Here is a 13,892-nt window from a genome sequence, read left to right on the forward strand (position 1 = left end):
CAAGCCAAAATCTTCACAGTTTTACACCAGAGTCGCTTTGCAATAATTACAAAGGAGTAGTAATGCGTAAGATCACAGCCGTAACTGCAATGCTGGCCACAGCGGCGATTGCCCTCACCGCTTGCAGCGGGGGGACCCCCTCGGGCGGCGCCTCCGGGGCCTCCGGGGCCTCTGATGAACAGGGGGCATATGTCTTCCTACCGAAGTCGCTCAACAACCCTTACTGGGTTGACGCCCGCAAAGGGATGGAAGACGCAGCCGCCAAGCTGGGCGTAACGGCGAAGTTCCTGGGTCCGGACTCGGATAACGCCGCTGCGCAGGTCGCCATCTTCGATTCCGTCCTCGCCACGCGCCCCGCGGGTATCGCCATCTCACCGAACGACCCCGCGAGCGTCGTCGACAACATCGCCAAGGCGAAAGCGGCCGGCATCCCCGTTATCGCATGGGACGGACCCGTTCCGAACAGCGATGTGCTGGGCTATATCGGGACGGACAACGTCGCCGCCGGCGTCCAGGCCGGAGAAGCTCTCGCCAAGAGCATCGGGAACAAGGGCAAGGTCGCCGTTGTGATCGGCAGCCTGAGCGCGGTGAATCTCAACCAGCGGTTGGAGGGCGTCAAGAAGGCCCTTGCCAACCACCCGGACATCAAGCTTGTTGCCACCGAGGTCTCCGGCGAATCCATTGCCACCGCACAGACGAGCTCGGAGACTATCCTTCAGGCCAACCCTGACCTAGCGGGACTCGTCGGTATCGGCGGTTCTGACCTGCCCGGCATCGCCGGTGCGCTGAAGTCAGCCAATAAATGTGGGACGGTCAAGGCGATCGGCTTCGACGTTGTCCCGCAGGGTGTTGAAGGCATGAACGGAGGATGTGTAGACGCACTCATCTCACAGAAGCCGTTCGGAATGACCGCACAGGCTCTCCAGATTCTGGTGGACTTCCACAACAACAAGTCGAAGCTTGACAAGAACTTCTTCGTCGACACCGGCGTCGTGACGGTCACTCCGGACACGTTGGCGGAGTTCCAGAAGACCGCCCACTAGCTGTCCATACGGGTTGCGGGGCCGGCGCAGAATCACGTCGGCTCCGCACCTCACAACCGTTTCTAAGGAGTAGCTATGGCTACGCATCCGCTCATTGCCATGCGCGGTATCGTCAAAAGGTACCCCGGGGTCACCGCACTCCGCGATGTTAGCCTGTCGGTCGAGTCCGGCGAGGTTATGGCTCTCGTCGGTGAGAACGGCGCGGGCAAGAGCACCTTGTTGAAGATTCTCGCCGGCGCTGCACGTGCTGACGAAGGCGTCATTGAGGTTTCCGGAGAAACAGTTCAGGTCCATTCGCCCCGGGAGTCCCAGGCACGCGGAATTGCGGTCATCTATCAGGAGCTGAATCTCGCAAACGATCTGAGCGTAGCCGAGAACATCTACGTCGGCCGCGAGCCAAAAACCCGGCTGGGAACCGTCGATTTCCGTGCGATGAAGCGAGGCGCAGGTGAGCTCCTGTCCAGCCTGGGCATCGACATCGCCCCGACCGAAATCGTGGGAAACCTGAACATCGCACTGCGGCAGATGGTCGAGATCGCCAAGGCATTGCTGATAGACGCGCGCGTCGTCGTGATGGATGAGCCAACATCGTCGTTGACCGAGGAGGAAGTAGAAACCCTTCTCAAGCTCGTCCGTCAGCTCCGGTCCAATGGCGTGAGCGTCATCTACGTTTCACACCGTATGCGTGAGATTTTCGAGATCGCAGACCGCATTACCGTCATGCGGGACGGGGCGGTAGTGGGCGTCCGTGACGCCAAGACCACCACCCCGAACGATCTCGTTCATATGATGGTCGGACGCGAGCTCGAGGATCTCTACGGAGTGCGGACATCACCCGTGGACGCCACCGCGACCCCCACTCTGGAAGTCCGCGGGCTCAGCTCCGGAAAGCTCCTGCACGACGTGAGCTTCTCGGTGCGTCCCGGAGAAATATTTGCTCTGGCAGGGCTAATCGGTGCCGGTCGTAGCGACGCGGCAATGACCATATTCGGTGCGGCGAAACGCGGTGGTGGCGAAATCCTCATAGACGGACAGCCCATGGCGCTGCGCACGCCGCGTGAAGCGATGGACGCCGGGATCGGTTTTGTTCCTGAGGACCGTAAACACCAGGGCTTATTTCTCGGACTGCCGGTCCGGGAAAACATGTCTTCGGCATCCTTGTCCAAGATCAGCCGCCTGTCCTTCGTGTCGCGACGCCGCGATCGAGACCTCGCACGCCAGTATGCGAAGCAGCTGGGCCTTCGAGAGTCCGCGATCGAGGTCGCCGCAGGCACCCTCAGCGGCGGAAACCAGCAAAAAGTGGTGCTCGCCCGATGGCTGGCGCGAGTCCCCAAGCTTCTCATTCTTGATGAGCCAACTCGCGGCGTAGATGTTGGTGCAAAGGCTGAGATCTACCAACTGGTCCGCAAGATCGCCAGCGAAGGTGTCGCCATTCTGGTCATATCCTCCGAACTGACCGAGGTACTGGGGATCGCCGATCGCATTCTCGTCATGCGAGAGGGCTACGGCGTAGGCGAACTGGCCGCCGCGGAAGCAAGTGAAAAGCGCGTTATGGCTATGGCAACGGGAGTACAGGAAGACGTCTCATGACAATCAATGGAGGAGAGACCGTGAAACGAGAAACACAAACGACGCTAGACGGTGGTCCCACCTTGCCGGCGGCCGCTCGAACATCGTTGAGCGAGAAGATCCGCCACAGGTTGTTGAAGATCATCACTGCACGAGAGTCCACCCTGGGTGGCGTTGTGATTCTCCTGGTTATCTACCTCTCGTGGGCTTCGCCGTACTTCTTTACCGCCGGGAACCTAACGGTCGTCGGACGGCAGATTGCTCTGGCACTGCTGATCAGCGTTGGCATGACGTTCGTCATCCTGATCGGCGGGATTGACCTTTCTGTCGGCTCCGTCGTCGCGTTGGTGAGTGTCCTGTCAGGTGAGGCCATGGTCAACGCCGGGCTACCGCCGGTCGTGGCTGTGATTCTGGCCCTGGCCGCCGGTGCGCTCGTCGGGCTGGTGAACGGCTCGATCAATGCCTTTGCGGGGATACCTTCGTTTGTCGTGACTCTGGGCATGCTCGCCGTGGCGCGCGGATTGTCGCTCGGTATTACCGGCGGTTCGACCATCAGCGGCTTCCCGCCAGGCTTCCTCTACATCGGGCAGGGAGCATTCCTCGGTATCCCCGTCCCCGTCTGGATCGCAGCGGTCGTTGCGATTGTGAGCCACTTCGTGCTGACACGCACTACATTCGGCCGCCACATCTATTTCGTAGGCTCAAATGAAGAAGCGGCCAAACTATCGGGCATCCGAGTGCGCCGTGTGAAAATTTCCGTATTCGTTATTTCCTCCACCCTCGCCGCGGTATCAGGCATCCTGGAGACCGCGCGGCTGAGCGTCGGCCAACCGGCTGCAGGAAACGGGTACGAACTCCTGGCCATCGGGGCAGCCGTCATCGGTGGAACGAGCCTGTTCGGTGGTGTGGGCGGGATCCTGGGAACCGCACTGGGAACTTCCCTGCTCCTGCTTATCCAGAACGCGCTTATCCTCCTGGGTATTTCCGCCTACTGGCAGCAAGCATTCAGCGGCGTCATCATCGTCGGAGCCGTTGCACTGAACATGTGGCGTAGAAAACGTAACTAGAACGCGAAGACCAGCGCCTCGCTAGGGGCGCACATCAAACAAAGGAGCAATCATGAAGGTAGTAATCACTGGAGCCCACGGTAAAGTCGGTCGCGCAGCGACCCAGGCGCTGCTGGACGCCGGCCACGATGTTCACGCAGTGGACTTGACCCGACCGGGGTTTGAACGCCGCGCAGAAGGAACCGCCACTTACCAGATGGCGGACCTCACAGACGCCGGAGAAGCATACGCCGTTGTGCGCGGCGCAGACGCGGTTGTGCACACCGCCGCGATCCCCGAGCCCACCGGAAACCCGGCCCAAGTCGTGTTCCACACGAACCTCATGGCAACTTTCAACGTTCTTGAGGCTGCAGTCAGGTTCGGCGTGAAGCGTTTCGTAAACATCTCGAGCGAGACCGTCCCCGGCTTCTTCTTCCCGGAGCGCGACTTCCTGCCGGACTACGCTCCCGTTGACGAGGAACACCCCATCCACCCCCAGGATCCGTACGCGATCTCGAAGCACTTCGGCGAGCAGCTGATGGACGCCGCAGTCCGACGCTCCGACATCCGCTGCATCTCGCTGCGCCCAAGCTGGGTACAGTACGAGGGCAATTATGAGCAGAACCTCGGCCCCCAGGTTCGCGACGCCTCGGTCCTCAGCCCCAACCTGTGGAGCTACATCGACGCCTACGACCTTGCGGACTCAATTGTGCTTGCAACGGAGTCTGACCTGCCCGGACACGAGGTCTTCTACATCGCTTCACCCGACAACGTCGGTGGACGAAACTTCGGTGAGATCCTGCACACCTACTACGGGGACAAGATCGAGCTCCGCCCCACCGCACGCCCGGACGCCTCAGGAATTTCCAGCGCCAAGGCCCAGCGCATGCTCGGCTGGAGCCCGAAGCGGTCCTGGCGCGACTACCTGGATTCCGACGGCAAAGCTCTTCCGCGAGGCTGAGACAGTTCGCCCTATCGCCTGGGGTGCGGACCGCGTTAGGCGGCCCGCACCCCAGGCAACAACTGAATCCTGTCGATCAGGGCCAGACAATCCTAACGACCAGAGAGCAAGAGGCAACCAGTGAGACGCAACAACGGCACCTTGAATGCGCAACTGTCGCGAGTCATATCTGAGTGCGGGCACACCGACTCGATCGTCGTGGCGGACGCCGGCCTACCCATCCCCGCATCGGTCGAACGAATTGATCTGGCATATCGGGCGGGCGCACCCGCCTTTTTGGATGTACTCGACACCGTTTTGGCCGAATTCGTTCTTGAGAAGGCGGTTGTTTCCAGCGAGATGGTCGAGAGCAGTCCAGACATGCTGAACGCCATCAGGCAGCGGCTGGACCGGGCTGACGTTGAGATTGAGCTTGTGCCTCACACCGAGTTCAAACGGAGAACACACGTTGCTCGCGCGGTCGTTCGGTCAGGCGAATTCACACCCTATTCCAACGTCCTCCTGTTCTCAGGAGTTCCCTTCTAGGCGTACTCGGTCGGGTCGCCGGTTCCACAAGAATGAGTAGAGACCTCTTAGATTGGTGGTTAAAATGACTCCCAACTTAAGAGGCTTCATGGTCGGCGGTGATGCCGGTCTGACTTCTGCCGGGACGCGGCACCCATCGTAGAGGCCGCCCGGACCACGCCGCACACGCTCCGACGACGTGACATTGGCCGAACCCGGCATCCCCTACGGATTCGATAACGACCTCGCCAGCCAGATCACGGCGACGTCAAACCGGATCCGCAGTGCCCAGCACGTCAGAGGATGACTTCTGCGGCAACCTCGGATGCCTAGAAGCCATCACCGGGCGACTGGCCCTCCCCGTGCCGGGGATCCCATGAACCAGCGCAGTAAAGGAGGCGACCCGTGGTGAAGAAGACATTGCCACGCCCAGCCGAGGCGTCCTTCCCGGCCCAAGACTGGACCAACCTCGGGCCGGGACAGCCAGTCCGCGTCCAGGACAACAACGGGCAGAATTTCGTCGCCGTCATCGAAACGAAGACCGGTAATTCACGTGCTGTGTGGATCATCCGTGATGACACAAGGACCCGGCAGGTCATCGGAAATACCGAAGGCGTCGAGCTACTGCTGATCAATCAGTCTCCCTCTCTCCATCCAACAGCCGCGGTCCAAGACCCTTCCGGAAAGAACCAATGCTCGTAAAGACAAGCGCCCACTCTGTCCACGTCACTATCTCCTCTGCAGCCAATCTGGAAGAGACCCTCAACAAGGCTGTTGACATTCTCTTCCGGACAGCAGTTGCCAACAAATGCGGCATTCTCGTAACACGCCACAGCCACGAGCTGTATACGGCGGATGTCCACCCGAGCGTTCCTTTTGGCCTGACACGCGAAATCAGCATGTGAGGCTGGTTGGGTCCCCGCGTAGAAGTCGGGGGTCTGTGTGATGGGCTTTGCCGGCGTCGATACCGGAAAATTTCGCCAAAACAGCCGCCTGTCTGTCGGATGGGTGGAACCCGGCAGATAACCGCCGTCGTGTCCCTATCCGGCGATAACGTCGCGTCTCTCAATGAGCGGTCGGGCCATCGCGGGGTGACGGGCGGCCAATCCTTCGGAGCCGTCACGACGTGAATCGTCCGGCCAAAGTAACAAAGCCATACCCACCCCTTGGGTAGCCACGACCCTACAACGGCCACAGACAACTACCCGTCAACACCATAAGGTGTGATTCGCGGCGGTATTTGGCGTTGTTCTGTAAGCGGTAAATGCCGGGTGCCCGTTTCGGGTGCCATGTAGTCGACGACGTAACGATGGGGCGGCGAGGGCGGCGGCAATGATCCGGCGCCTGCTCTGAGCGACGGCCGGTTCTACGTCCTGGTCTCGAAGTCAACAGGCAACATGGCCAACGCCGATGGCGCCCCTACTCCCTGCCGTCCTCGAGCGGGATGAGCATAGTGCGGAACGGGCCCTCGACGGCGTGGAGGCCCCAAATGCGATCGGCGACGTCGTCGATGCCATTGACAAGCCGAAGCTTAGGAATGCCCCCGGGGATTACGAGTTGCGCGACACGGACGCCCTCACCCTCGAGTGCGTCGTGGAGCATCTCACCGTAGGCGCTCTCGGCCGGGAACGCGACCGATGTGCCTGCGAAGTCGGCGCGTGCCTTCACCGAGGTTCCGCCGTTGATCAGGATGATACTGCCGCGTCCTGCCTGGCGCATCGCTGGTAGCACCGTGCGCACCGCGTGAATGAGCCCGAGAGCCGAGAACCGCAATGCTTCCAGCGCGAGCTCGGGAGTCATGTCGAGTACCGGCTTCAGGTATTCACGCGCCGGGAGCGGGCTGTACTGCAACGTGGTGATGGATCCCAGTTCTGCCGCGGCACGTGCAAGGGCTTCTTCAAGCGCCGCCGGTACTAGCACGTCCGCGGCGTAACCACGCGCGGTCAGGCCGCCGGCCTCGAGCTCCGCGGCCATGACGTCAAGCTTCGACTGGTTCCTCGAGATCAGGGCTATCGAGAAGCCTTCGCGCCCAAACCTTCGCGCAACTGCCGCTCCAAGACCCGGTCCAGCTCCGATGATAGCGATGACAGACACGGTGGGTTCCTTCGATTGATTTATTGTCTTGACAATAGCGCGGTCAGGTTGGGCGACATTTTGTCGGCATCACCGTCGACAAACCCGAACCCCTGTGAGTCTAGTTCACGTCATCACTCCTCACGAGCGCGCGCCTCAGCTGGAGAGCTCGGCCGATCGGTGCCGAGCTCAGGCGAACCGCCTAACCCGCGGTCGTCAAGGTGCTCGGGACGCGGATTAGTCAAGCCAGACTGTCCGCCGGCCAACCATAGTTCACGGGCTGGCCCAGATGACGCGCCACGTGCTCAAGAAGCTCGGTCTCGAATCGGGGGCACGCCGGCCTTGGAACAGGACAGCAGCCAAAAACGCAATTTGACGCCTATAGGAGCATCATGGGCGTCGCCAATGCCGCCGGTCCCGGCCCAGCGGACCTGGCCGTCCCGGAATCGCTGGACCCCTCGGAACTCACGCGGCGCCTGGCGGCCGACGAGTGGGTGGTGGACCTGCGCCGCCGCGTGGCCTTCGCAAGCAACCACCTGCTGGGCAGCGTGAGCTTCGAATACGGCACCAGCTTCAGCACCTACCTGGGCTGGATCCTGCCCTGGGGCGAGCAGCTGACCCTGGTGGGATCCCGCGACGACGTGGAAAACGCCATCCGAGACCTCTCGCGGATCGGCATCGAGTCCACGGACGCCGCCCTCGGAACGGACCCGCACGCCCTGGCGCCCCGCGCCGCGCTCGCCTCCTATCCCCGCGTCGGCTGGGACGGGATGCTGGCGGGCCGCGCTCCCGGGGACACCGTCATCGACGTCCGCCGGGCCGACGAATTCGCCGCCTCGCGCGTGGCCGGAGCGGTCAATGTCCCGCTGCACGACCTGCTGCGGCAGCTGGATTCCGTCCCCGCAGGGAAGCTGTGGGTGCACTGCACCTCCGGCTACCGGGCAGGCATCGCCGCGAGCCTGCTGCAGCGCGCCGGCAGGGATGTGGTCCACATCGAAGCCAACTTCGACGACGCCGGGCCCGCCGGAATCCCGGTGGACGCCGGCGGGGATCCCTCGGCCTCCCCGGACTGAACCAGACATCCCGCTCCGAAACACTGGGGCGCCGGCCGGCGTTCTCTGGCAGAGTATGAGCATGCTCACAGTTATTGGTGAGGGCCTGGTTGATGTGGTCCAGCGTTCCTCCGGTATCCAGGCCCATGTCGGCGGAAGCCCCCTCAACGTCGCCGTGGGTCTGGCCCGGCTCGACCATCCGGTCCAGTTCATCGGCCGCTACGGCCGCGACGCCTACGGTGAAGCCGTGGCGGCCCACCTGAAGTCCAGTTCGGTGCTGCTCCCGCTGGGCCCGGACGAGCTCCCCACGTCCGTGGCCACCGCCCTGATCGACGACGACGGCTCCGCCAGCTACACTTTCGAGCTCGCCTGGCAGCTGCCCGGGCTCGCGGACAGCCTGCCGTTCATGCTGCAGGCAACGACGCTGCTGCACACCGGCTCGATCGCCACGATGCTGGCTCCCGGAGCCGCCGAGGTGCTCAGTGCCGTCGAACATGCCCATCCCCAGGCCACCATCAGCTTCGACCCCAACTGCCGGCCCAGCATCATCACCGACGTGGACTACGCGCGGCGGCAGGCGGAAAAGTTCGTCACCCTCGCCGACGTGGTCAAGGCATCGGACGAGGATCTGCAGTGGCTCTACCCGGGCGAGGATCCGCTGGATTCGGCCCGGCGCTGGCTTTCGCTCGGCGGCTCGGCAGGACCCGCCCTGGTGGTGGTCACCCGCGGGGCCCGGGGCCCCTGGGGCGTGAATGCGGCCGGCGAAGCGCACTTCCCGGCACCGTCCGTTAAAGTGGCGGACACCGTCGGCGCCGGGGATTCCTTCATGGCGGCGCTGCTTTCCGCGCTGGTGGACCTGGGCCTGGACGGGGCGCAGAACCGCAAGGACCTGCGCGAACTCTCCGCCGAAAGCCTCCGTGAACTCCTGGCCCACGCAGCCCGGGCCGCCGCGGTCACCGTTTCCCGGCCCGGCGCCAACCCGCCCACCCGTGCGGAACTGAAACGGATGGAACTCGGCACGCAGGCGCGGCACCCTGCGGAAACCGCGGGCAGCAACCCCGAAAGTGCAAAACTCCCCAGCAACTGAAAGGCAGCCATGACACACCACGATGCCCCGTCCTTCCGCGTCAGCAGTGAGTCATTCCAGGACGGCCAGATCCTGCCGCCGGCCCAGCGCGGCGCCGCAGCCGGGGCGGGCGCGAAGGACGAGTCCCCGCAGCTGAGCTGGAGCGGCGCCCCGGCCGGGACCTTGAGCTATGCCGTGACCATGTTCGACCCCGACGCCCCGGGCCGCGGCGGATTCTGGCACTGGGCCGTGCTCGACCTTCCCGCAGACGTCACGTCCCTGCCGGCCGGGGCGGGATCGCGCCAGACCGGGCACCTGCCGCCCGGCGCCTTCCAGCTGAGGAACGACGGCGGTGCCCCCGGCTATCTGGGGGCTGCGCCGCCCAAGGGCCACGGGCCGCACCGGTACATCGTCACGGTCCACGCCCTCGACGTCGCGCACACGGGGCTCGACGCCGGAGCCCACCCCGCCAAACTCGAAGCCAAGCTCGCCCCGCACACCCTGGCCAAGGCGACCCTGACCGGCGTCTACGAGCGGCGCTAGGCACGGGCCGCGCTGGCCCGCCTGCGCCCGCTCCCGCCGAGATCGCGGGTAGCCTTCGACGGAGCTGTTTCGTTCCGGCGAACGGGCACGTTTTCCGCGGTTTCGGTGCCGGGGAGCGTCGCCCGGGACGGAGCCCGCCCCGGCACCGCCACGTAGACTGGCAGTATGCGGCTGGTAGCAAGTGACATTGACGGAACGATCCTCGGCCACGACGGCAAAATCAGTGACCGTACCATCCGCGCGTTCCACGCCTGCCGGGCCGCCGGGATCGAACTTGTCTTCGTCACGGGACGCCCGCCGCGCTGGCTGCACCCGCTCCAGGAACAGCTGGGCCACACCGGCACCGTCATCTGCTCCAACGGCGCCGTCGTCTGGGACCTTGAGGCGGACCGCATGGTCTCTGCCCGTGCGCTGCAGCTCGACGCCATCTTCGAGGCCCGCCGCATCATCCAGCGGCTGCGCCCGTCCGCGCTTTTTGCCGCCGAGACCCTGACCGGTTTCCACCTGGAACCAGGGTTTCTCGAGAACGGCTCCAGCCGGCTGCTTGCCGAGTTCACCCCGGCGCCGCTGCACACCACGCTCACCGCCTCGGATTCGGTGGTGAAGTTCCTCGCCGTGGTCCGGGAGGGCTCGGCCGACGATTTCCTGGCCGAAGTCACGCCCGCCGTCGCCCACCTGGCCGCGGCAACCCACTCGGCGCCGAACATCGCGATGCTGGAACTCTCCCTGCCCGGCGTCAACAAGGCAGTCACGCTCGCCGAATACGCGGCGGCCCTTGGGGTCGACTCCGCCGACGTCGTGGCCTTCGGGGACATGCCCAACGACATCGAGATGCTGCGCTGGGCCGGCGACGGGTACGCGATGGCCAGCGGCCACCCGGAGGCGATCCTCGCCGCCGGGCAGCAGGCGCCGCACTTCGACGACGACGGCGTCGCTAAGATCCTCGAGGCCAAGCTCGCAGCCCTGGGCGTCCGGCTGCCCTGACCGGACGTCGGGCGGCTCTGGCCAGCCCGCAGGCCACTGCTTTGCGCACGGGACGCCGCCCCGCACGGACACCGGACTCCCAGCTGAGAGTCAACTAATGTTCACCTTGGCGCCCTACGCTGAAATCTCACGACGGATCAGCTGACTGACGGTGGGAATCATGGCCAAGTACCGCACGGAAAAGACGGACGAAACTCCCCTGCGCCGGGTTGCGCCGGACGCACACTGGCAGAGCCTGCAGCAGGGTGACCGCGTCAGCGTCCGGCTGGCTCCCGGCTTCGAAACCGAAGGCCTCGTGGACGCCGTCACCGCGGACCACACAGCAGTATGGGTGCACCTCGACGGCGGCCGTGGCCGCACGCTTCTGCATTGCAGCGACGGCGTGGAAATACTCCCGCCCGCGAACTGATCCCTGGCCCCACCACCCCGCAGTCCGGGGCTCCGCTAGGCTTCAGGAGTGAGCACTCCGCACCCCTTCTTTGCCGCCGGTGACGGGCCGGAGTTTCCCGTGGCCATGGCCCACCGCGGCTTCTCCCCGGACGGGCTGGAAAACACCATGGCGGCGTTCCGCGCCGCCGTCGAACTCGGCTTCCGGCATTTGGAGACGGACGTGCACACCACCGCCGACGGAGTCCTGCTGCTGTTCCACGACGAAACCCTGGACCGGGTCACGGATGGCCGCGGAAGGATCTCCGAGCTCACGGCCGAGACCGTGGCGCTGGCGCGAATCGGCGGCGCGGAGCCCATCCCGCTGCTTGCGGAACTCGCCACAGCCTTCCCGGACGTCCGGATCAACCTCGACGTCAAGGACTGGAACTCGGTGGACACCCTGGCTGCGGCGATCGAACGGTACAGCCTGCATGACCGCGTGCTGATCGCCAGCTTCTCGGACCGCCGGCGCCGGGCCGTGCTCAGACAGCTGAGCCGCCCCGCCGCGAGCTCGGCCGGTATGGTGTCCAACGCCCTCTTTGTCCTGCTTGGCCCGGTCCTCCCGGCGCCCCTGCTGCGCCTCACGGCGGGACGGGCGCTCCGCGGCGTCCAGGCTCTGCAGGTGCCGGTCAGCTACGGTGGCGTGACCGTGGTGAGCCCCGGATTCGTCCGGCGCGCCCACCTGCACGGGCTGCAGGTGCACGTCTGGACCGTCAACGATCCCGCGGAAATGCACCGGCTGCTCGACCTCGGCGTCGACGGGATCGTCACCGACCGCGCGGACCTGCTCAAGGCAGTCCTGCAGGAGCGCGGCCGGTGGAAAGACTGACCCAGCCTGGAAAACCGGTCAGGAACCGAGCTCCATCATCAGTGGCGGCAGCTCCTCCGTGAGTTCGCGGGCGAGGTAGCCGAGACCGCCCAGCCGGCTCGCGAGCCGGTCCCCGGCGCTCGCATGCAGATGCGTGCCCCAGCAGACGGCCTGGGCGTCCGCGGTTCCGCGCGCCCGAAGACCGGCAATCGTCCCGGACAACACATCGCCGGAACCCGACGTGCCAAGGCCGCTGTGTCCGGTGGTGATTTCCCAGAGCGTGGCCCCGGTCCCGCCGCCGTGGGTGTCGTCGGCCCCGCCGGCATCCCCGGCCGGCCGCGCGATAACCCCCTGGCAGCTCACCACGGCGCCATACTTCTCCGCGAGCTCCGGCACGTCCCGGGCCAGCTCCCCGGTCTCGTGCCCCAGCAGGATGCCCGCCTCGGTGACATTCGGGGTCAGGATCAGCCGGCCCGCCCAGGGGTCCAGCTCCCCGGCCAGCTCGGGCAGGCTGCCCAGGGCAAAGGCGTCGAGGATGATGGCCGGCGGCCGATTCCCTGCCGGCACCTTGAGGAGTCCGCGGAGCAACGCGGTGGCCTCGTCCTTGTCATCGAGCCCCGGCCCGATCAGCACCGCGTCCGCGGCTTCGACCGCTGAGGCGAGGACGGCGGCCGCCGAAGAGCCCTTGACCGTGCCCGACGCGGTTTCCGGCAACCTGAGCACGCCCGCCTCGGGCAGCGCGACTGCCAGTTGTACAGCAACCGATTCCGCAACGGCCAGGGTCAGCCGTCCGGCGCCGGAGCGCAGCGCGGCCACCCCGGCGAGCAGCGCGGCGCCCGGCGTCATCCGCGCGCCGCCGATCACCAGCACCGATCCGCGGTCGTCCTTGCCCGAGCCGCCGCCGGGCAACGGCCAGGCCCGCAGCAGGGTGGGTGTCACGGGCTGAGGGTGGCCCGGCTTCTGTCCGCCCCCGGGGGCAGCCTTACCGCGGGTGGACATTGGTATCTCCAGCGTGTTCGGTCACGGGGACTCCCTCGTTCATCAGGTGGTCTGCCATATTGAAGCTCTCGAGTTGCCACGGACCCGTGCCGCCCGGCCGGACGAAGCGGCTGACGGAGGCGTTGAGAATCGCGGACGTGGCGGCGATGTCCAGCACTTCGCGTTCCGTCAGCCCCTCCAGGATGTAACGGAACAGCACAATGATGGCATCGTGGCAGACCAGCAGCACACGCTGGCCGGAGTACAGCCGGTCCAGGTCGGCCAGCAGGGAGCGCAGCCGCAGCACGACGTCGGCCCAGGATTCGCCACCGGGCGGGCGGTAATAGAACTTGCCCAGCCAGCGCCGGCGCTCCGCCTCCTGCGGAAGCCTCGCCTCCACGCCGGCGGAGGTGAGCATGTCCAGGATGCCGAGCTCGCGGTCACGCAACCGTTCATCCAGCACGGGCTCTGTCTGCCAGCCCCCGGTGTGGACGGCCAGTTCCGCCGTCTGCCGGGCCCGGAGATAGGGCGAGGACACGACCGCGGCACGCCGGTCCGCCGGAAACCCGGCGAGCAGGCGGCCCAGGGCCAGCGCCTGCTCGCGCCCGGTGCCGGATAGCTCGACGTCGGCGTCCCGGGCCGGAACGTTGATGACATGGGCCCCGGACTGGTGTGCCAGCGTGGCGGCCACGTTACCCTGGCTCTCGCCGTGCCGGACGAGCAGAAGCTCGGTCATTCCGGGCAGGGCGGTCATGCCCTGCCGGGTCGTTCCGTTTTCGTTCACCGTTGCCCCCTGAGTCGGGTCGATCGAGTGTGGCTGCCACGTTACTACCGAC

15 protein-coding genes and 1 pseudogene are annotated in these 13,892 nt (G+C 65.3%); 13 read left to right on the plus strand and 3 right to left on the minus strand.

The genetic code is table 11. The features are described from left to right. Nucleotides 1–62 precede the first annotated feature (62 nt). The 7 genes and pseudogenes from ASPU41_RS06630 to ASPU41_RS06655 all read left to right on the plus strand — a co-directional run bounded on the left by ASPU41_RS06630 (nt 63) and on the right by ASPU41_RS06655 (nt 5,825). Nucleotides 63–1,043 (plus strand): sugar-binding protein, encoded by a 981-nt coding sequence (locus ASPU41_RS06630; RefSeq protein WP_083266395.1) that lies wholly within the window; start codon nt 63–65, stop codon nt 1,041–1,043. A gap of 75 nt (nt 1,044–1,118) precedes the next feature. Further along, nucleotides 1,119–2,633 carry a sugar ABC transporter ATP-binding protein gene (locus ASPU41_RS06635; protein ID WP_069950251.1) on the plus strand — a complete coding sequence of 505 codons (1,515 nt, stop codon included), beginning with the start codon at nt 1,119–1,121 and terminating at the stop codon, nt 2,631–2,633. A 20-nt stretch (nt 2,634–2,653) separates the two neighbouring features. Next, nucleotides 2,654–3,679 carry an ABC transporter permease gene (locus ASPU41_RS06640; protein ID WP_197515783.1) on the plus strand — a complete coding sequence of 342 codons (1,026 nt, stop codon included), beginning with the start codon at nt 2,654–2,656 and terminating at the stop codon, nt 3,677–3,679. A gap of 52 nt (nt 3,680–3,731) precedes the next feature. Then, nucleotides 3,732–4,619: an NAD-dependent epimerase/dehydratase family protein gene (locus ASPU41_RS06645; RefSeq protein WP_069950253.1), complete on the plus strand. Its 888-nt coding sequence runs from the start codon at nt 3,732–3,734 to the stop codon at nt 4,617–4,619. A 120-nt stretch (nt 4,620–4,739) separates the two neighbouring features. Further along, entirely contained in the window at nt 4,740–5,144 is a 405-nt protein-coding gene (rbsD, locus tag ASPU41_RS06650) for a D-ribose pyranase (protein ID WP_069950254.1), read from the plus strand. A gap of 120 nt (nt 5,145–5,264) precedes the next feature. Beyond that, a pseudogene (locus ASPU41_RS23280) lies at nt 5,265–5,406 on the plus strand (IS110 family transposase); the annotation flags it as partial. A 122-nt stretch (nt 5,407–5,528) separates the two neighbouring features. After that, nucleotides 5,529–5,825: a hypothetical protein gene (locus ASPU41_RS06655; protein WP_069950255.1), complete on the plus strand. Its 297-nt coding sequence runs from the start codon at nt 5,529–5,531 to the stop codon at nt 5,823–5,825. Nucleotides 5,826–6,542: 717 nt separating this feature from the next. On the opposite strand, the gene ASPU41_RS06665 is transcribed toward ASPU41_RS06655, so the two are convergent. After that, the gene (locus tag ASPU41_RS06665; protein ID WP_069950257.1) at nt 6,543–7,217 is read right to left on the minus strand and encodes an SDR family NAD(P)-dependent oxidoreductase; all 675 of its coding nucleotides are present in this window, start codon (nt 7,215–7,217) and stop codon (nt 6,543–6,545) included. Nucleotides 7,218–7,588: 371 nt separating this feature from the next. Here ASPU41_RS06665 and ASPU41_RS06670 point away from each other — a divergent pair, with 371 nt between their 5' ends. From ASPU41_RS06670 to ASPU41_RS06695, 6 genes are all read left to right on the plus strand, one after another. Further along, nucleotides 7,589–8,269, plus strand: a complete 681-nt coding sequence (locus tag ASPU41_RS06670) for a rhodanese-like domain-containing protein (RefSeq protein WP_083266397.1) — start codon at nt 7,589–7,591, stop codon at nt 8,267–8,269. Between the two features lie 61 nt (nt 8,270–8,330). Further along, nucleotides 8,331–9,335: a carbohydrate kinase family protein gene (locus tag ASPU41_RS06675; RefSeq protein WP_083266672.1), complete on the plus strand. Its 1,005-nt coding sequence runs from the start codon at nt 8,331–8,333 to the stop codon at nt 9,333–9,335. A gap of 9 nt (nt 9,336–9,344) precedes the next feature. Then, entirely contained in the window at nt 9,345–9,857 is a 513-nt protein-coding gene (locus ASPU41_RS06680) for a YbhB/YbcL family Raf kinase inhibitor-like protein (RefSeq protein ID WP_069950259.1), read from the plus strand. A 165-nt stretch (nt 9,858–10,022) separates the two neighbouring features. Beyond that, a complete protein-coding gene (locus tag ASPU41_RS06685) occupies nt 10,023–10,841 on the plus strand; it encodes a Cof-type HAD-IIB family hydrolase (protein WP_069950260.1) in 819 nt (272 codons plus the stop codon). A 160-nt stretch (nt 10,842–11,001) separates the two neighbouring features. Further along, nucleotides 11,002–11,250: a hypothetical protein gene (locus ASPU41_RS06690; protein WP_069952529.1), complete on the plus strand. Its 249-nt coding sequence runs from the start codon at nt 11,002–11,004 to the stop codon at nt 11,248–11,250. A gap of 105 nt (nt 11,251–11,355) precedes the next feature. After that, a complete protein-coding gene (locus tag ASPU41_RS06695; RefSeq protein WP_197515831.1) occupies nt 11,356–12,099 on the plus strand; it encodes a glycerophosphodiester phosphodiesterase in 744 nt (247 codons plus the stop codon). 18 nt (nt 12,100–12,117) lie between these two features. Here ASPU41_RS06695 and ASPU41_RS06700 read toward each other — a convergent pair whose 3' ends face one another. Together ASPU41_RS06700 and ASPU41_RS06705 are read right to left on the minus strand one after the other, a co-directional pair. Then, nucleotides 12,118–13,077: an ADP-dependent NAD(P)H-hydrate dehydratase gene (locus ASPU41_RS06700; RefSeq protein ID WP_197515784.1), complete on the minus strand. Its 960-nt coding sequence runs from the start codon at nt 13,075–13,077 to the stop codon at nt 12,118–12,120. Next, nucleotides 13,061–13,810 (minus strand): histidine phosphatase family protein, encoded by a 750-nt coding sequence (locus ASPU41_RS06705; RefSeq protein ID WP_069950262.1) that lies wholly within the window; start codon nt 13,808–13,810, stop codon nt 13,061–13,063. Before ASPU41_RS06705 ends, ASPU41_RS06700 begins: the two co-directional genes overlap by 17 nt. Nucleotides 13,811–13,892: the final 82 nt, after the last annotated feature.

Source organism: Arthrobacter sp. U41 (genome assembly GCF_001750145.1).
Lineage (GTDB): Bacteria > Actinomycetota > Actinomycetes > Actinomycetales > Micrococcaceae > Arthrobacter.